General features: G+C 37.7%; 15 protein-coding genes. 6 read left to right on the forward strand and 9 right to left on the reverse strand.

Annotation, left to right across the window (positions count from 1 at the left end):
• Positions 1–4: 4 nt before the first annotated feature.
• The 3 genes from L6471_RS10410 to L6471_RS10420 form a co-directional block, all read right to left on the reverse strand.
• Positions 5–1,174, reverse strand: coding sequence for a pyridoxal phosphate-dependent aminotransferase (locus L6471_RS10410; protein ID WP_006283375.1), 1,170 nt, complete (start codon positions 1,172–1,174; stop codon positions 5–7).
• Positions 1,175–1,185: 11 nt separating this feature from the next.
• A complete protein-coding gene (locus tag L6471_RS10415) occupies positions 1,186–2,016 on the reverse strand; it encodes a prephenate dehydratase (protein ID WP_027452909.1) in 831 nt (276 codons plus the stop codon).
• 417 nt (positions 2,017–2,433) lie between these two features.
• Positions 2,434–3,027 (reverse strand): hypothetical protein, encoded by a 594-nt coding sequence (locus L6471_RS10420; protein WP_027452910.1) that lies wholly within the window; start codon positions 3,025–3,027, stop codon positions 2,434–2,436.
• Between the two features lie 208 nt (positions 3,028–3,235).
• On the opposite strand from L6471_RS10420, the gene L6471_RS10425 reads away from it, so the two are divergent.
• Positions 3,236–4,021 carry a hypothetical protein gene (locus L6471_RS10425; RefSeq protein ID WP_027452911.1) on the forward strand — a complete coding sequence of 262 codons (786 nt, stop codon included), beginning with the start codon at positions 3,236–3,238 and terminating at the stop codon, positions 4,019–4,021.
• 78 nt (positions 4,022–4,099) lie between these two features.
• On the opposite strand, the gene L6471_RS10430 is transcribed toward L6471_RS10425, so the two are convergent.
• Positions 4,100–4,309: a heavy-metal-associated domain-containing protein gene (locus L6471_RS10430; RefSeq protein ID WP_006283372.1), complete on the reverse strand. Its 210-nt coding sequence runs from the start codon at positions 4,307–4,309 to the stop codon at positions 4,100–4,102.
• A gap of 161 nt (positions 4,310–4,470) precedes the next feature.
• Entirely contained in the window at positions 4,471–6,978 is a 2,508-nt protein-coding gene (locus tag L6471_RS10435) for a zinc-dependent metalloprotease (RefSeq protein ID WP_237797293.1), read from the reverse strand.
• A 351-nt stretch (positions 6,979–7,329) separates the two neighbouring features.
• Between L6471_RS10435 and L6471_RS10440 the strand changes: the two genes are divergently transcribed.
• Positions 7,330–8,997: a formate--tetrahydrofolate ligase gene (locus L6471_RS10440; RefSeq protein ID WP_237797294.1), complete on the forward strand. Its 1,668-nt coding sequence runs from the start codon at positions 7,330–7,332 to the stop codon at positions 8,995–8,997.
• Positions 8,998–9,095: 98 nt separating this feature from the next.
• Here L6471_RS10440 and L6471_RS10445 read toward each other — a convergent pair whose 3' ends face one another.
• The 3 genes from L6471_RS10445 to L6471_RS10455 form a co-directional block, all read right to left on the reverse strand.
• Complete coding sequence (locus L6471_RS10445) at positions 9,096–9,668, reverse strand: helix-turn-helix transcriptional regulator (RefSeq protein ID WP_006283369.1); 573 nt, start codon at positions 9,666–9,668, stop codon at positions 9,096–9,098.
• Positions 9,669–9,795: 127 nt separating this feature from the next.
• On the reverse strand, positions 9,796–11,184 hold the full coding sequence (locus L6471_RS10450; RefSeq protein WP_006283368.1) for an MATE family efflux transporter: 1,389 nt from the start codon (positions 11,182–11,184) through the stop codon (positions 9,796–9,798).
• A gap of 89 nt (positions 11,185–11,273) precedes the next feature.
• Positions 11,274–12,365 (reverse strand): UDP-N-acetyl glucosamine 2-epimerase, encoded by a 1,092-nt coding sequence (locus L6471_RS10455; RefSeq protein ID WP_027452916.1) that lies wholly within the window; start codon positions 12,363–12,365, stop codon positions 11,274–11,276.
• A 135-nt stretch (positions 12,366–12,500) separates the two neighbouring features.
• Here L6471_RS10455 and L6471_RS10460 point away from each other — a divergent pair, with 135 nt between their 5' ends.
• Complete coding sequence (locus L6471_RS10460; RefSeq protein ID WP_237797295.1) at positions 12,501–12,959, forward strand: NfeD family protein; 459 nt, start codon at positions 12,501–12,503, stop codon at positions 12,957–12,959.
• Between the two features lie 35 nt (positions 12,960–12,994).
• The gene (locus L6471_RS10465; protein ID WP_006283365.1) at positions 12,995–13,948 is read left to right on the forward strand and encodes an SPFH domain-containing protein; all 954 of its coding nucleotides are present in this window, start codon (positions 12,995–12,997) and stop codon (positions 13,946–13,948) included.
• A gap of 99 nt (positions 13,949–14,047) precedes the next feature.
• Here L6471_RS10465 and L6471_RS10470 read toward each other — a convergent pair whose 3' ends face one another.
• The gene (locus tag L6471_RS10470; RefSeq protein WP_237797296.1) at positions 14,048–14,917 is read right to left on the reverse strand and encodes a M48 family metallopeptidase; all 870 of its coding nucleotides are present in this window, start codon (positions 14,915–14,917) and stop codon (positions 14,048–14,050) included.
• Between the two features lie 898 nt (positions 14,918–15,815).
• Between L6471_RS10470 and L6471_RS10475 the strand changes: the two genes are divergently transcribed.
• Both L6471_RS10475 and L6471_RS10480 read left to right on the forward strand, forming a co-directional pair.
• Positions 15,816–16,517 carry an iron-sulfur cluster assembly scaffold protein gene (locus L6471_RS10475; RefSeq protein WP_027452918.1) on the forward strand — a complete coding sequence of 234 codons (702 nt, stop codon included), beginning with the start codon at positions 15,816–15,818 and terminating at the stop codon, positions 16,515–16,517.
• A gap of 14 nt (positions 16,518–16,531) precedes the next feature.
• Positions 16,532–17,548, forward strand: coding sequence for a GGGtGRT protein (locus tag L6471_RS10480; protein WP_006283362.1), 1,017 nt, complete (start codon positions 16,532–16,534; stop codon positions 17,546–17,548).
• Positions 17,549–17,557: the final 9 nt, after the last annotated feature.

Raw genomic sequence — 17,557 nt, forward strand, 5'->3', positions numbered from 1 at the left:
TATTTTACCACTCTATTTGTTTTATACGTTCTAGAGCCTCTCTCATTTTATCATCTTTGGCACAAAGGCTGATTCGTATATACCGTTTGCCGTTGTTACCAAAAATGAACCCAGGAGTAATAAATACTTTTGCTTCGTGGAGCACACGTTCAGTAAGCTCTTCCACATCTGCATATTTTTCTGGTATTTTACCCCAGAGGAACATACCTACTTGTTTAGGGTCGAAGGTACATCCCAATGTTAACATGATTTTTTCTGCAATATCACGACGACGACGATAATTGTTAATATTATATTCACGATGCCATGTTTCATCATTAGTATTGAAAGCTTCTGCTGCAGCCAACTGAATACCTCTAAAACTACCATTGTCAATATTACTCTTTACCTTAAGTATCCAAGAGATAAACAGCTTATTGCTCGAAATCATCGCAACACGCCACCCTGGCATATTGTGACTTTTACTCATTGAGTTAAATTCGATACAACACTCTTTAGCTCCAGGCACCTGTAATATACTCATCGGATGTTCATTTAATATAAGCGAGTATGGATTATCGTTTACCACTACAATATTGTGCTTTTGAGCAAAAGCTACCAATTTTTCATAGGTTTCCATCTGTGCATCACCACCAGTAGGCATATTCGGATAGTTGGTCCACATCAGTTTTACTTTACTCAGATCCATTTTTTCAAGTTCATCAAAATCTGGTTGCCATCCATTATCCTCGCGCAAAGTATAGTTCACGATTTTCGTACCTAATATTTTGTTTACAGCAGTATATGTAGGATAACCAGGATCTGGTATCAACACTTCGTCACCAGGATTACAAAAAGCCAAGGTAACATGCAGTATACCCTCTTTGCTACCAATAAGCGGCTGAATTTCTCCCTGCCAATCGAGATCTACATCATACCACTTCTTGTAGAAATTTGCCATAGCTTGGCGCAATTCGGGTATCCCCACAGTAGGCTGATACCCATGGGCAGACTTATCTTGAGCCACTTCACATAATTTATCTATAGTCTGTTGTGAAGGTGGCATATCCGGACTACCGATAGCCAGACTGATAATGTTCTCCCCTTTTGCATTCAGTTGAGCTACTTCTTTAAGTTTTCTACTGAAGTAATATTCTTGTATTTCGTTTACTCTATTAGCAGGTTGTATATTCATAATGGTATTTTTTATGCTTCTTGATATTCTCCTAATACTTTTATATCTCTTACGAGGGGGGTAATTGCATCTATGCTCTGCCGATATCTGGTAAGATTTTCAAACGACAAATCAACATAAAACATATATTCCCACTCATGCCCTATTATTGGCAGACTTTGAATCTTGGTAAGATTAATATCATAAAAACTCAATATCGTGAGAACTTTGCTGAGCGATGCAGGTTGATCAGGCAAAGTAAAAACAAGACTAGCCTTGTTCACCGTCTCAAGCGAACGCAGAAAATCTGCTTTTTGTACTGATGATACAACGAGGAATCTTGTAAAATTATGTTTATTGTCATGTATATCATCCTCTAACACTTTCATGCCATATAGATCTGCAGCATAATGAGAGCAAATAGCTGCCCATCCATGCATTTGGTGATTATAAATATATGCTGCACTACCTGCTGTATCTTCTCCCTGTACAGCTTTCAAACCAGGATGCTTGCTAAGAAAGTTACTACATTGCGCTAAAGCCACAGGATGTGAATGAACTTCTTTAAGATCATCCCAGTCATCATCTGGTAGACAACAGATAGAGTGTTCTATGTGTAATTTATGCTCCCCTACGACCATACATCCACTCTGTCTGAGCAAATCATAGTTGTGTAGGATAGAACCCGCTATGGTATTCTCTATGGCACAAAGGCCGACGACTGTAGGATCTTTCTTAATACTCTCGAATACATCTTCAAAGGTGTTACAACAAATCAGTTGAACCTGTTCACCCTTAAAGTACTCGTGCGACGCAATATCGTGGAACGATCCGATTTCTCCCTGTATAGCGATTCTCTTCATTATCTTTTCACCAATTAACATATTAACAAAAACGGCCCCACTCTCTTGTAAGCGGGACCGTTTTGTATATTTTCTTATTTATGAAACCATAAGTTGAAATTTACACGCAACTTCCCGCTTTGCCACTCCCTGCAAAGTAAAAATAAAAGTAATAAAAAGATGCGTATGATTTAACCATAGTTCTTAATTTCTTTAATTATTATTTACGATTGCAAAAGTATAACTTTTATTTTGTTCTCGCAAACAAATTGAAATAAAAATTTAGATTTTGCTTATATTTTTCTTTATCTATCTCTAAAATGACAAAATTTTATGCATTTCATCTTCTGTTTTGCTTTTTCCAGCTCTCTCAAATTTTCCAATCTGGTTATAGAAACGAATACAGATATACATTTAAGAGAAACTGTTTGAACAGTATTAATTGTCCTTTAGTTCACCAAAAGCCGACTTTGGGATGATATTGATTCTAGAGAGCATTGGCCACACACCTTTTACATTAGTATAGCTTTTACCTACATCTTTGTAGCGCTGAAATGTAAATTTCATATTAATATAGCCATCACCACCATCCTGACCTAGGACATAACAGTACATTGTTTCACGATATCCTACAATTATACCGTCTTTCTTTACATTATCTATAATCCAATCTGTCTGTGGTAGTGCACTGCTCATCAGTACTGCTTCTGGATATCGAGTACGGAAAACTTGCTCACATAGATTGCGCATCTCTTGAGCTTCACTTCCCTTAAACAAGTTGACATCATAAATAGGCATATAATATTCACCATTCACCTTAATATCCTTATCTTGATTATAGCTTTTACCATCTAAACCAATATCATCCTTCATCTGTTTTACCTGCTTATTAAATCGCTTTTTATTTTTTTTGAAAAGACTAGAAGCTCTTTCAATAAACGACTGCTTCTTGGTGGTATTAGCATTCTGAGCTGATACAGGTATAGCTAGTATTAACATAATAGCCATAATAGCACAAATATTCTTTTTCATATACAGTTAATTATATTCTCCAATTTTTTACTAAGTTATTTGGCAAAGATAATTAAAAGTCTTCGAAAAAACATACAATAGCTTTAAAGAATTACCTTTGATTGGCACTCCTTAACACAATTTTGAAATAAAAAGTTTAACTTTTGCGAATAAAAGTATGGCATTTCGCTTTTATTTTTATCTTTGCATCACACTTGAAATTTATAATATGGAAAAGATTGTTATCGCTATATTACTTTTAATAAGTGAGTTGTCAAATATCCATGCCCAGCACATCGATTTGGAAACTCAAAAAAAGATGTGGCGCAAGATGGTAGCGGATACGGTGCCCGTACCTATTGACGACCAAACAAAAATAATAGGCAACAGTATGCCTCACCTCACTTCATTGGACTCTCTTATCACTCCACCAAGTATTATCGAAGATTATAGTTACGGGCTGCATCAAGGTCTCAATGTTTCACTAGGAGCCTCTGCATTTGCCACATTCGGCAAAAACGTACCTCATAGTGGTGGATTCTCTCAAAATATAGATCTCAATTATGTAGCTCCTATCACACGTGATGGAAAAATATGGACCAGTTTTGGAGGATACATGAACCATACAAACTGGGGAAGTGATAATTATTATGATGTAGGTTTACACGGAATGTTAGGCTATAAAATTGATGATCATTGGGAGGCTTACATATATGGACAACTGAGCGTAAGCAATAACTATAACAAATATTATTATAGTAATTATGGTCCCTATGGTTTACTAGGATTTTATCCAGGTTATGGCATGGGAGGATTCCCGGTATACGGTATAGGTTATGCCTTCAGCTCACCATGGAGTTATGGCATGGGAGTACCAGGTGCCAACGTGCTTGGTACTGGCATTCGCTATACTAATAAGAATAAGACTTTCTCGATAGGGGTAAACGTGGAGGGAGTCTGGTATCATGATCAAAAATCACAATATTATAAACAGTACGACTACCCTACCCCTTAAAATAAAAAGAACTCTTATATATAACAAAAGAAGGCATATCCCATACTCGAATATGCCTTCTTTTGTTATATATAAGAGTTACAGTATCATTTCGAAGTGCCCAGCTGCATCTACAGCCGCTTTCAAGGCTTCGTTAATAATAATATTCTCATCATACTCTACCTCTACATTTTTATTTTCTAAGCTTACTACAGCATTACTTACACCATTAAGGCCTTTCAAAGCATTTTCAACATTAGCCTTACAATGTACACACTTCATACCATTAACAGTAAATGTCTTAATCATTATCTTATCACTTTTAAAAGTTATTTTTACTGCAAAGATACAAGATTTCTTACAAGTATACCTTATAATATTATGGATGAATGTTATAAGATTTTATAAAGAAAAAGAAATAAGGGAAATCTCACCATGGAGACATCCCTTATCATATTATAATCTTACAACTATTTATCAATCTTGTTATAGCTAGCCTTCATCTGTTTTACCTGCAGAAGCAAATTCTGATAGTGCAACTGAGCAATAGAACCTGCTGCCGTATTTTTAGCTTGATTATTTAGGTAGTTTTCAAGTTTATCTACATGCTGCAAAATGTAAAGATATACATCAGAATCTTTGGTTCCAGCCTGAACACCAGCTTTAGCATCATCTATACCTATAAGAGTATTCTTCAGACTACGAATATATGCTCGCTGATAAGAACGTGTAAAGCTGTTCTGCCATTCATTTTTAGCACTCATAGGTGTCCACACAATACTGAATACATCGTTGAGCCATTCATCAATAGGATACTTGCCTTCTTTCTTCAGATTATTAAGCAAGTTTGGCTGTATTAGATACCGTACCAAAGCACTATTACGGTTGTTAATATCTTCAGTTGGTTCCTGTTTTACCTTATCTAAAATACGTTCAGGATACAACCAGTGTGGTACTGTGAGTACATTACGTTTCAACCAGCTAAGAACTTCTTTCTGAGTAGCCTTAGATACATAATCAAGATTCTTTTCTGCCGGCCAATTGGCAGCATACTTACCCGCGATATTTTTCTGAACATGCATGGTGTAACGAGAGTACTGACTCTTCACTGCGTTGTACATCTCCTGCAAGTATTCTGTCTGACCATCAGGCTGAGCAGTCCACTTTTCCAAATTAGCCATCACACGCTTCAAGTTCCTGATACCATAATCACTAGCCTTCATTGAGTTATCGCCTAGGTCTTCTGTCTGAGAGCGAGGATCCACCCCTCTTCCTTCATCTCCCATATAACGTAAACGAGGATTAGATGCAAGAACCTTAGTTACTTCTGCACGCAAAGCTTTTTTTTCGCTATATGAATCCTTATATTCAGGACGCCACTGATAGCCCCATTTAATAGCCCATTTATCGTAATCATTGATACGTGGGAAAAGTCCCTTGGTGCTAATACCATCTTCAGGTTGAGCCACATAGTTAAAACGAGCATAATCCATGATACTTGATGTGTGACCATGCTCTTCTACCCACTTCTTATCACGAAGTTTCTCAACAGGAGTAGCACTTGAAGCTATCATATTATGACGAAGACCAAGAGTATGACCTACCTCATGAGAAGATACGAAACGAATAAGCTGCCCCATAAGTTCCTCGTCAAATTCCATCGTTTGAGCATGTTTATCTAGCGGACCACATTGCACCATATACCAACGACGAAGTAAGTCGGTTACATTATGATACCAACAGATATGGCTTTCAATAATTTCACCAGAACGAGGGTCTACAATACGAGGACCATAAGCATTAGAAATCTCAGATGGCAAATAACGTAGCACACAGTAGCGAGCATCATCCACGCTCATATTCTTATCATTAGGCCACTCTTTAGCAACAATAGCATTCTTGAAACCAGCCGCTTCAAAAGCTTTGTTCCAATCATTGATACCTGCCATAAGATAAGGTACCCATTTCTTTGGAGTAGCAGGGTCAATATAATATACTATCTGCTTCTTTGGCTCTACAAGTTTACCAGCAAGATATGCTTTCTCATCCTTAGGCTCCAAACGATAGCGACTTACAATAGCATCATGCTTAAGCATATCATAATCTGAGAACTTTGTGAACTTCTTAACGAAATATCCTACACGTTCATCCTCCAAACGAGGTTGCATCGGATTTTCAGGAAGTTCTACTATACTGGTATTCAGACTCAAAGTTATAGCACCAACCTTAGAAGCAGCTGTCTTACCCGGCTCACAAGCATAAGTACGAAGTGTACTTGCCTCTATATTAATAGGAAAAGACTTGAGGGTATCGATATAAGTAATATCTTTTTTCTGAGCCCCTAATTTCATGACCTTTCGATCGTTTACACTAAATGAAGTTACTTGATTATCTTCAGTATAAAAAGCTGTGACATCGATAAGATAACCATGCTTCTTCGCACCTTTCTTATCATCCTGAATAATATTAAATTTAGCTATAATAGGATCTATCGTAGCTTTTTCTACTGACATAGAAATCTTATCTTGAGCATCAGCTATACGATCGTGGGTATAAGAACGAAGCCAAATGGTCTTATCGTCACGCTTTTCAAAGTAGATGACATTCTCATTAACCTCCTCACCAACATTATACTGAAAACCACTTGGCACAGCGGTAAAACGAGTAACGGCCAAAAGTAACTTACCCAACTTCTCATCTGGAATTTCGTAATACCATTTATTCTCAATATGTCGAACAGTAAACAGACCTTCTTGCTTACTTCCCCCCTTCTTGATAAGTTTCTGATACTCACTAATCTTTTTCTCTGTTTTCTTGGCGTCAGCTTTTTTAGCTTCTTTTTTATTTTCAGACTTATCGGCTTTCTGCTCTGCCTGTATAGAGTCTTTTGCTAAAACGTTTTTATATAGAGGAGAGGCCTGAAGGGCACTACCTTCTACAAGCATCAACGCCACCAATGCTAAAGCTTGTTTTTTCATTTAATTCTTTGTAAATGTATTAAAAGTTCTATGATTTTTCTAATATTTAGAATAAAATGCTAATTTACAATAATTCCTCCGAAAATTTGCAATTGTTAAACATTTAATATTAATTATTAGAATTTATTATTAATATTTTTTAATTTTGTAGAGAATTATAACTATTTTTTTCCATAAAAATCCAATAAATTAGTTTTCATGCACATTCTTATTCATATACAGAATCCATAAGAGATTCTTTTCACAACTTTATTTAGCTATTCTAGTCTAATTATTTTCATATTATTTAGAATATACGTACCTTTGCAAATGAAAAAAGAATAAAAAACCAACATAACTATTTGTTTTTGAATGAAGACAGATTTTGAAATTGCTCATGAAGCCCACATGGAACCTATTGTTTCTATTGCAGAGCAACTAGGTATTCCAACCGAACATCTTGAGCCTTATGGTAAGTACATCACAAAAGTACCTTACACACTTATCGACGAGGAAAAGGTTAAGCGCTCAAACTTAATTTTAGTAACCGCAATGACTCCAACCAAGGCAGGTGCAGGAAAAACTACGGTAAGCGTTGGTTTGGCTCTTGGTATGCAACGCATCGGTAAGAAGGCCATTTTAGCACTTCGCGAACCATCACTTGGTCCTTGCTTTGGAATGAAAGGTGGTGCAGCTGGTGGTGGATATGCTCAAGTATTACCTATGGAGAAAATCAATCTCCACTTTACAGGCGACTTTCACGCTATCACATCGGCCAACAATATGATTGCTGCCTTGCTCGACAATTATATCTATCAGCATCGCGATGAAGGTTTTGGTATGCGTGAAATTTTATGGAAACGCGTACTTGATGTTAATGACCGTAACTTGAGAGGTGTTGTTACCGGTCTTGGTGGTGCAACAGATGGCATTACCCAGAAAACAGGTTTCGATATTACACCAGCATCAGAGATTATGGCCATTTTCTGTCTTGCTACCAGTGAGGAAGATCTTCGCAGACGCATTGACAACATCCTTCTTGGAATCACTCTCGAAGGAGAACCTTTTACTGTTAAGGATATGAATGCAGGTGGTGCCATCGTAGCTCTGCTGCACGATGCCATTCACCCTAATCTAGTACAAACCACTGAAAATACGCCAGCTTTTATTCATGGTGGTCCATTTGCTAATATCGCTCATGGATGTAACTCTATACTAGCTACCAAATTAGCTATGACCTTAGGCGATTATTGTATCACGGAAGCCGGATTCGGAGCTGACTTGGGAGCAGAAAAGTTCTTTGACATTAAGTGCCGTAAAGCACGTCTTCAACCAAAACTTACCGTTATGGTGGTTTCTGCACAAACACTAAAGATGCATGGTGGTGTTGATATTAAAAATATCAAAGAGCCAAATATGGAAGGCCTAAAGCGTGGATTTGCTAACATGGACAAGCACGTGGAGAACATGCGTAAGTTTGGCCAAAATGTAGTAATCTGCTATAACTATTTTGCATCTGACACAAAAGAAGAAATCGAAATGGTTCGTGAGCACTGCCGCGAGATTGGTGTAGGCTGCGCTGTTAACACGGCTTTTACTGATGGTGGTAAGGGTGCCGAAGAGCTAGCCCAATTGGTAGTTGATACCATAGAGAAGGCTCCTTCTTCCCCTCTCGCTCTGATGTATGGTGACGAAGACAGTATCGAAAATAAAATTACCAAGGTAGCCAAAAAGATTTATGGTGCTGACGGAATCATACTGAAACCTGCAGCCAAGCGCCAGTTGGAACGTATTAAAGCTCTTGGATATGATAAGTTCCCTGTATGTATTGCCAAGACACAATACTCCTTCTCAGAAGACGCCAAAGCATATGGTATGCCTAAAAATTTCAGTATAACCATCAGAGATCTTGTCATCAATGCAGGTGCGGAAATGATTGTAGCAATTGCTGGTACCATCATGCGTATGCCAGGATTGCCAAAACATCCACAGGCTGAAAAAATTGATGTAGTTAATGGTATCATAGAGGGATTATCTTAATGCGAGAATAAACCATAAACAAAAAGCTGCCAGAATATAGTTCTGGCAGCTTTTTTAGTTGCAATATGATAATACAAAAAACATATTCTGCTTTTTGTTCATTCTCCTATTTTATCCAAATCTATACGCTTATTCACTTTCAAAGCTTTAAATTGTGAAGGCGTCATTCCTGTCACACTTTTAAACTGAGTACTCAGATAGGCTACACTAGAATATTTCAACAGAAGAGCGATTTCTGTGAGGGAAAGTTCATCATATTTTATTAGTTCCTTTACACGTTCAACTCTCTGCTCGATGTAATAACGCTCGATAGTAATACCTACTACTTCACTAAATAATTTACTAAGGGCACTATAATCACTATGACATTCACGTGCTACAAAGTCACTTAAATTTAATGTGGAATTATTATACTTATAATGTACTAATTGAATAATAGCTGACTTAATATGATTAATAGTCTGCTTTTTCTTATCATTTAGCAGTTCAAAACCAATACTCTCCAAACGTTTTTGCAAATCGATGAGAGTTTCTTCAGATAGTTCCTCTTCGATGTGTACTTCACCTAAATCAACTGATTTAGGATGAAGTTGCATATCACGTAACACTTGATCTACTGCCATTTTACAACGCGGACAGACCATATTTTTGATATACAAGGTTGTTTCCATAATAAAGATCTCCTTTTTTATGCAATAATTATTTAAATAGTAGATGTCTAATACTATCTATTTCTAATGTTTAAATCAAATTCTTCACCAAAAGGCTTTAATATTAAACGTACTAACTTTATTATTATTATTCTAAAACTTCATTACTATAATGAATATCACCGTTTTCCTCTTTAAACTCGCTATCCAATTGCTTGAAAGTATAAATCATAACAGGAACAGTAAGAATAAAAGCAAGTATATCACTCCAGGCCTGACACATCTCTACTCCTTTTAACCCAAAGAAATAAGGAAGTATAAGGATAAGTGGAACAAAGAAAAGGCCTTTACGTGCTGCAGCTAGAATATTTGCACGCCATGGTTTACGACATGTTTGAGTCATCATATTACTTGCCATAGAAAGCGCATTAAGCGGATAAGCAACAAGCTGCCATACCAGAGCTGGAGCTCCTATAGCGACAACAGCAGCATCATCACGAAACAAACTCACTATTTCATGACTATAATAGATGCCTATCAATCCCATAACTATCAAAAATATGGTACCCACCTTAACAACAAACCAATAGGCCTGCTTTAATCGGTCGAAAAGCCTTGCACCATAACAGAATCCACATACAGGCTGAAAACCTTGTCCTAAACCTACCACAATAGACATGACAAACATGGTAATACGATTAACTATACTCATAGCAGCTATGGCAGCATCGCCATATATTCCTGCAGTATAATTAAGCGCTACTGTGGCAAAACACCCTAGCCCTTGTCGCGACAAAGAAGGACTGCCACCATAGAATATTTCCTTCATCGCTATCCATGTAGGCTTAAAATTTGACCATCGTATACCTATTATTCCATCCTGGCGAGTCATAGCTAACAGGATACCAAAACTTACAATTTGGCCGACAACCGTTGCTATGGCTGCTCCAGATAAACCCATATTAAATGTGAAGATAAAAAGAGGATCGAGTATACAGTTAAGTAGAGCACCCAACACCATTCCCTGCATACTTTTATTAGCATAACCCTGAAGCCGCATTTGACAGTTTAGAGTAAGCGATGATGTTAAAAATGGCGTTCCGAGAAGAATAATCCACAAATAGCGCTCAGTATATGGTAAAATCGTTGGTGTGCTTCCTAACAGCAAACTCAAAGGCTTGAGTAATATTTCACCATAAAAAAGAATGATACAACCAAAAAGAAAAGACGAAAAGAAACCAATACTCGCCATTTTCTCGGCTTTGGCATGATGCTTAGCTCCTAATTCTCGAGAAATATAATTGCCAGATCCATGACCAAAGAAAAAACCAAACGATTGGATAAAAAACATGAACGAGAAAACAATACCAACAGCTGCAGTAGACTGCGTATCCAGCCGCCCCACGAAATAGGTATCCACCATATTATAAAGGCTCGTAACAAGCATCGACATAATAGTAGGAATGGCCATTTTAAGAATTACGCCATTTACTGGAGCCTCAGTCAAAAATTTATATTTATCAGTTTCTTGCAGCACTATCTAAAATTAATTCGCAATATTTATCGTTTTCAAATTCATGTTTTATCAAATGTAATTCAACGGGCTAGTAACCTTTTAAGATGCAGCTACGCATCAAGTAAAATCTGCAAAATACGTTCTGCTGTTCGTCCATCCCAACGCTCAGGGATATCAGCCTTTTTCCAACGGTCTGCCAAAATATCTTTCAAAGAAGAAGCCAGTAGATTTGCATCCTCACCCACAAGGACATTAGTACCAACCTTAACAGTTTCAATGTGCTCTGTATAATCATTAAGCGTAATACAAGGCACTTGGTTAAAAGTAGCTTCCTCTGCCACATTGCCACTATCGGTAATAATGCCCTTTGCATGAGCTGTAAGATAACTGAAGTCGAGATACCCCTGAGGCTCTACAATATGAAAATGTGACATATCTAATTGCTTTTCTGCAGCAATAGATTCAACTATCTCTTTTGCTAAATCACGCAATGGAGCTATAACCGGCAGATGGCCAGCATTATTGACAACAGCTTCAAGCATAGCAAACAATTTCTCGTGATTCTCGATAATAGCCTTGCGATTCAACGTAAATACAAGATACTGCTTATCCTGCAACTGCATATCCTCCATCAACTGAGAACGATGCATAAAGGCTTGCAAAAAGCGGATATTATCAATAAGAATGTTACCCACCATATAAACCTTACTCAACTCCGCACCCTCTTTATTAGCTATAGAGTTATTGCTAAGGCCAGCAGTAAAGAGAATATCACTTAGACCATCAATAACTAAGCGGTTAATCTCTTTAGGCATAGTTATATCAAAACTACGGGTACCCGCTGCTATATGAGCTAATAATATACCTCTTTTCTTTGTAACTATAGAAACGGCCATAGTAGAAGCCAAATCGTCTACAACAATGACAGCATCAGTAGGAAATTCATGAAGATACTGCTCAAATGCCGACATGACTTTACCTGTAAGTTCGTTCAGATTCTCACAATCTACTCCAAGAAACACATCCGGACGAGCTATCTGCAAATCATCAAAAAGCGAATCTTCTAATGTTTTATCGTCTGCTGAACCTGTATACACAAGTTTTACATTCAAACGCTCATTCTTGCAGTTTTGTACGGCTCTTAATATTGGAGCTACCTTGATAAAATTAGGGCGTGCGCCCGCAATAATTGCTATTTTCATCTTAATACTATTTAATGCAAAAGTACCACTTTTTTCGAAAAAAGCACGAAAAATTTTCAACTTTATCATTTTTTTTATATCTTTACACCTAAGAATAGATATACAACTAATAATAAACCCTAATTATAACCCTGTATGATCGAATATATTTCCAATAATCTATGGCTTTTTTGGCTGATTATCACAGCCGTATGCCTAATTCTTGAACTTTGTTCGGGCGATTTTTATATTACATGCTTTGCTGTCGGTGCATTACTAACCGTTTGTCCAGCTTTAGCACATCTGCCTCTTTGGGTACAAATTATGGTATGGGCAGTCATGTCTGTTCTGAGCATTTGGCTTATCCGCCCAAAATTGGTTGACCTCATACACAAAGGAGCAGATATACGTAACAGTAATGCCGACGCACTGATAGGAAAAATAGGTAAAGTAGTCGAGACTATTCCTGCTAACGGCTATGGCTACATACAGGTAGATGGAGACCAATGGAAATCAAAATCTATCGACGACGCATACATTGCCATAGGCGAAAAAGTAGAAATCGTGGAACGCGAATCAATTATAATGACCGTTAGAAAAATTAAGAATATATAGTATACAAATTATAAACTTTTTAAAATTTCAAGATTATGGACATAGCTACTTATGTGCTTGTTGCAATTGTGGTATTAGTGCTCATTTTCGTCAAAATGGCAGTAGTCATTATACCGCAATCAGAAACTAAAATTATCGAGCGCCTCGGCAAGTATTTTGCAACCCTTAAACCGGGTATCAACATCATTATTCCGTTCGTAGATCGCGCCAAAGAAATTGTTACCATCAATCGTGGTCGCTATTCTTACACCGACACCATAGATTTACGTGAACAGGTGTACGATTTCGACCGTCAAAATGTTATTACTAAGGATAACATTCAGATGCAAATTAACGCTCTACTCTATTTTCAGATTGTAGATCCATTTAAGGCTGTTTACGAAATAAGCAATCTACCAAACGCTATCGAAAAGCTTACACAGACTACACTTCGTAATATTATCGGTGAAATGGAACTCGACCAAACGCTGACGAGCCGTGATACTATTAATAGTAAACTTCGTGGTGTGCTCGATGATGCTACTAACAAATGGGGTATCAAAGTGAACCGTGTAGAGCTTCAGGATATTATTCCACCAGAGAGCGTGTTAAACGCTATGGAGAAGCAGATGCAAGCTGAACGTAACAAACGTGCAGCCATTCTTACCAGCGAGGGTGAAAAACAAAGCCAGATTCTAAAGTCTGAAGGTGAAAAAGCTGCTCGTATCAATCAGGCCGAAGCTGATAAGCAGCAGGCTATTCTTCGCGCAGAAGGACAGGCTCAGGCTCGTATACGCAAAGCTGAAGCTGAAGCTGTAGCCATCAACAGAATTACAGAGGCGGTAGGAAAAAGCACTAATCCAGCTAACTATCTGCTTGCCCAAAAATATATCCAAATGTTGCAGGATGTGGCTGATGGTGACAAGACAAAGACCGTATTCCTACCTTATGAAGCCAGCAATCTTATGGGTAGCATAGGCGGAATTAAAGAGCTCTTCAAAAATAGTTAATTCACAGATAATACAGATACATAACTTAATATCAAAAAAATCCCTGTTGCTTTCATCTTTTGAAAGAAACAGGGATTAACTATATTAACCTAAAAATATTTACTTCCTTTTATTGCCAGACTTTTTGACAGCCCTTTCAGTCGTTTTCTTAGAAGTTGTTGTTCTTGGCTTATAATACTTCAATGCTGTAGGCATTGCCTTCTGAAGAGCACTGATACGAGTTGCATCACTTGGGTGATCACTCAAAAGTTCATTCGTATTACCGCCTGCCGAACTCATACGTTTCCAAAAAGGAATAGCTTGCTCTGGATCATAACCAGCCATAGCCGCAAAAATGAGGCCCATATTGTCGGCTTCAAGCTCATTTTCTCGACTATATTTCAGATTTTTAAAAGAGAAATACTGACCAGCTACACCCGCAGCAATATTACCAACATTACCACCAATAGTTTGATTCAGAATATTACCCACAATTGAAGTACCCATTTGCTGATTTTTCTGTTTGGTTATTTGCTCTGCACTATGCTTAGCTACTGCATGAGCGATTTCGTGACCAAGAACGATTGCCAAACTTGTCTCATTCTGTGTATAAGGTAACAAACCTTCATAAACTACGATTTTACCACCAGGCATACAGAATGCATTAGCACTTTTGTCTGCAACAAGATTAAACTCCCATGCAAAATTATTCACTTCATTGGCATATCCATTACTCTTGAGATAACTAACTACCGCATTGGCCAAATTCTTACCAACTCGCTGAACAAGAGCTGTATTAGCTACATCGGTAGACTTTTTTGCCTTTGCCATATATTGCTTATATTCCTGATTAGAAAGAGACAAAATATACTCATCAGATACAGAAATTCGATGTTGACGTCCAGTCAAAGGAACAGTTGAAGTTGTCCCACAAGACACAAAAGTAAGTGCTGTTAAAACTGTAATTACAAATAACTTAATTTTCTTCATATTTTTTGGTGTTCTTAAAACCTTTTTATATTACCTCATATTATAATCTAACGAAGTACAAATATTCACTTTTAGGGAATAGAATATCAGTCACTTCTAATATTATGCAAAGATAAGCATTTTACAAATAAAGCGAACTTTAAAAGCATTGTTTTTTCAAAATAGAGACGTAGAGACAAGACTAACTGAATATGGTCTCCTTCTAGCAGTATAGCCATAAGATTATTATTATAATTACAAAAACATGCTATAAGAATCATGATTTATTCAGGAATTGTAAACCTTGAGTGGAATACGCTTATTATAGTACAAACACAACACACAGATATTCAACAAGTTATAACATATTTATAAATTCAAAATTCTAATATGTCATCAAATGACACCTAAAAGTATAAAATCTTATTCATTAAACTTCAATTTAGATTAGAACAACTCTCCCCCCTTTACACCCAAAAACTATGCTCTAACAAATCACTTGCAAAAAAGCGTATTCGAGAAAGAATATATACTAATAGGTAACGTTTATTTTCCCTAGATGAAGAGGTTAAAAGATAGCAATATTCTTGCTTTTTATTATATTTGTATATCCACCTACAGACTTAAAAGCAGTTAGAAACATACCCAGACATTACCACCTCCCTATATTTAGCAATCACTTAAGAAGTAAAATACGATAAAATCAAGTAGACATCATTCATTATCTGGATTTAATCCAAATAGCATGTTTTCTATCGATTTTCTTGCCCAATCCACGAAAAAAAGGTAATTTTGCACGTGGCTAACTTATAAGCCTTAGGGAAGTCCCCAAGAGAACAAGAAATTATTTTCGAGCGAAAGCGAGAATTAAGAAATACTATTTATTATAAATAAACATTTAAAATTTAATTTTAGTAACATGATTTATTCAACTGAAATTAAGAACATGTGTAGCGTTGCTAAAGGCGCAAATCATGGTCCAGCTCCAATCCCTGAAGAGGGCAAATGGATTCAGGCTAAAGAGATTAAGGACATTTCTGGCTATACTCATGGTATCGGCTGGTGTGCTCCACAGCAGGGTACTTGCAAATTGTCTCTTAACGTTAAGGATGGTGTAATTCAGGAGTGCCTCGTAGAGACAACTGGTTGTACAGGTATGACTCACTCAGCTGCTATGGCTTCTGAGATTCTTCCTGGCAAGACTATCCTCGAAGCTTTGAATACAGACTTGGTTTGCGATGCTATTAACACAGCTATGCGCGAGTTGTTCCTTCAGATTGTTTACGGTCGTACACAGAGTGCTTTCTCTGAGGGCGGTTTGGCAATCGGTGCTGGTCTTGAGGATCTTGGTAAGGGTCTTCGCAGCCAGACAGGTACAACATACGGTACTGTAGCTAAAGGTTCTCGTTACCTCGAGTTGACTGAAGGTTACATCACCAAGAACTTCCTCGATGAGAATAACGAAATCTGTGGTTACGAGTATGTACACCTCGGCAAGATGATGGAAGCTATCAAGAACGGAATGGATGCTAATGAGGCTGTTAAGAAGTTCACTGGCACATACGGTCGTACCAAGAAGGAACAGGGTGTTGCTAAAGTTATTGATCCACGTAAAGAATAAGGAAATACGATATTATGATTAGAGAAGTAAGTTTTGAGAGTCAGGAACGTCGTATTAACCAAGTTCTTGCAGCTCTGAAGGAGAACGGCATCAACAGTATTGAAGAAGCCAACGAGATTTGTGAAAAAGCTGGTATCGATCCATATCAGATGTGTGAAGATACACAGCGTATTTGTTTTGAGAACGCTAAATGGGCATATGTATGTGGTGCTGCTATCGCTATCAAGAAAGGTGCTAAGTCTGCTGCTGAAGCTGCAGAATACATCGGTATCGGTTTGCAGAGCTTCTGTATCCCAGGTTCTGTAGCTGACGACCGCAAGGTTGGTATCGGCCATGGTAACTTGGCAGCTCGTTTGCTCCGTGATGAGACTGAGTGTTTCGCATTCTTGGCTGGTCATGAGAGTTTTGCTGCAGCTGAGGGTGCTATCAAAATCGCAGAAATGGCAAACAAAGTTCGTAAGAACCCACTTCGCGTTATCTTGAACGGTCTTGGTAAAGATGCTGCTCAGATTATCAGCCGTATTAATGGCTTTACCTATGTACAGACTAAGTTCGATTATTTCAAGTCTGAACTTAACATTGTACAGGAAAAGGCTTATGGTACAGATCCTAGCCGCCTAAAGGTACGTTGCTATGGTGCAGATGATGTTCGTGAGGGTGTTGCTATCCTCTGGAAAGAGAACGTTGATGTATCTATCACTGGTAACTCTACTAACCCTACTCGTTTCCAGCATCCAGTAGCTGGTACTTACAAGAAGGAGCGTATTCAGGCTGGTAAGCCATACTTCTCTGTAGCTTCAGGTGGTGGTACAGGTCGTACTCTTCACCCAGATAACATGGCTGCAGGTCCTGCTTCTTATGGTATGACTGATACTATGGGTCGTATGCACTCTGATGCTCAGTTCGCAGGTTCATCATCAGTTCCTGCTCACGTAGAGATGATGGGCTTCTTGGGTATCGGTAACAACCCTATGGTGGGTGCTACTGTTTCTATCGCTGTAGCTGTAGACTTGGCTTTGAACAAGAAGTAATCTGGTAGA

Origin of the sequence: Segatella bryantii (assembly GCF_022024215.1) — a bacterium.
Lineage (GTDB): Bacteria > Bacteroidota > Bacteroidia > Bacteroidales > Bacteroidaceae > Prevotella > Prevotella bryantii.

Excerpts from the sequence above, each read along its gene's own strand:
- L6471_RS10410 (WP_006283375.1), bottom strand. The coding sequence starts at position 1,174 with ATGAATATACAACCTGCTAATAGAGTAAACGAAATACAAGAATATTAC.
- L6471_RS10415 (WP_027452909.1), bottom strand. The coding sequence starts at position 2,016 with ATGAAGAGAATCGCTATACAGGGAGAAATCGGATCGTTCCACGATATT.
- L6471_RS10420 (WP_027452910.1), bottom strand. The coding sequence starts at position 3,027 with ATGAAAAAGAATATTTGTGCTATTATGGCTATTATGTTAATACTAGCT.
- L6471_RS10425 (WP_027452911.1), top strand. The coding sequence starts at position 3,236 with ATGGAAAAGATTGTTATCGCTATATTACTTTTAATAAGTGAGTTGTCA.
- L6471_RS10430 (WP_006283372.1), bottom strand. The coding sequence starts at position 4,309 with ATGATTAAGACATTTACTGTTAATGGTATGAAGTGTGTACATTGTAAG.
- L6471_RS10435 (WP_237797293.1), bottom strand. The coding sequence starts at position 6,978 with ATGAAAAAACAAGCTTTAGCATTGGTGGCGTTGATGCTTGTAGAAGGT.
- L6471_RS10440 (WP_237797294.1), top strand. The coding sequence starts at position 7,330 with ATGAAGACAGATTTTGAAATTGCTCATGAAGCCCACATGGAACCTATT.
- L6471_RS10445 (WP_006283369.1), bottom strand. The coding sequence starts at position 9,668 with ATGGAAACAACCTTGTATATCAAAAATATGGTCTGTCCGCGTTGTAAA.
- L6471_RS10455 (WP_027452916.1), bottom strand. The coding sequence starts at position 12,365 with ATGAAAATAGCAATTATTGCGGGCGCACGCCCTAATTTTATCAAGGTA.
- L6471_RS10460 (WP_237797295.1), top strand. The coding sequence starts at position 12,501 with ATGATCGAATATATTTCCAATAATCTATGGCTTTTTTGGCTGATTATC.
- L6471_RS10465 (WP_006283365.1), top strand. The coding sequence starts at position 12,995 with ATGGACATAGCTACTTATGTGCTTGTTGCAATTGTGGTATTAGTGCTC.
- L6471_RS10470 (WP_237797296.1), bottom strand. The coding sequence starts at position 14,917 with ATGAAGAAAATTAAGTTATTTGTAATTACAGTTTTAACAGCACTTACT.
- L6471_RS10475 (WP_027452918.1), top strand. The coding sequence starts at position 15,816 with ATGATTTATTCAACTGAAATTAAGAACATGTGTAGCGTTGCTAAAGGC.
- L6471_RS10480 (WP_006283362.1), top strand. The coding sequence starts at position 16,532 with ATGATTAGAGAAGTAAGTTTTGAGAGTCAGGAACGTCGTATTAACCAA.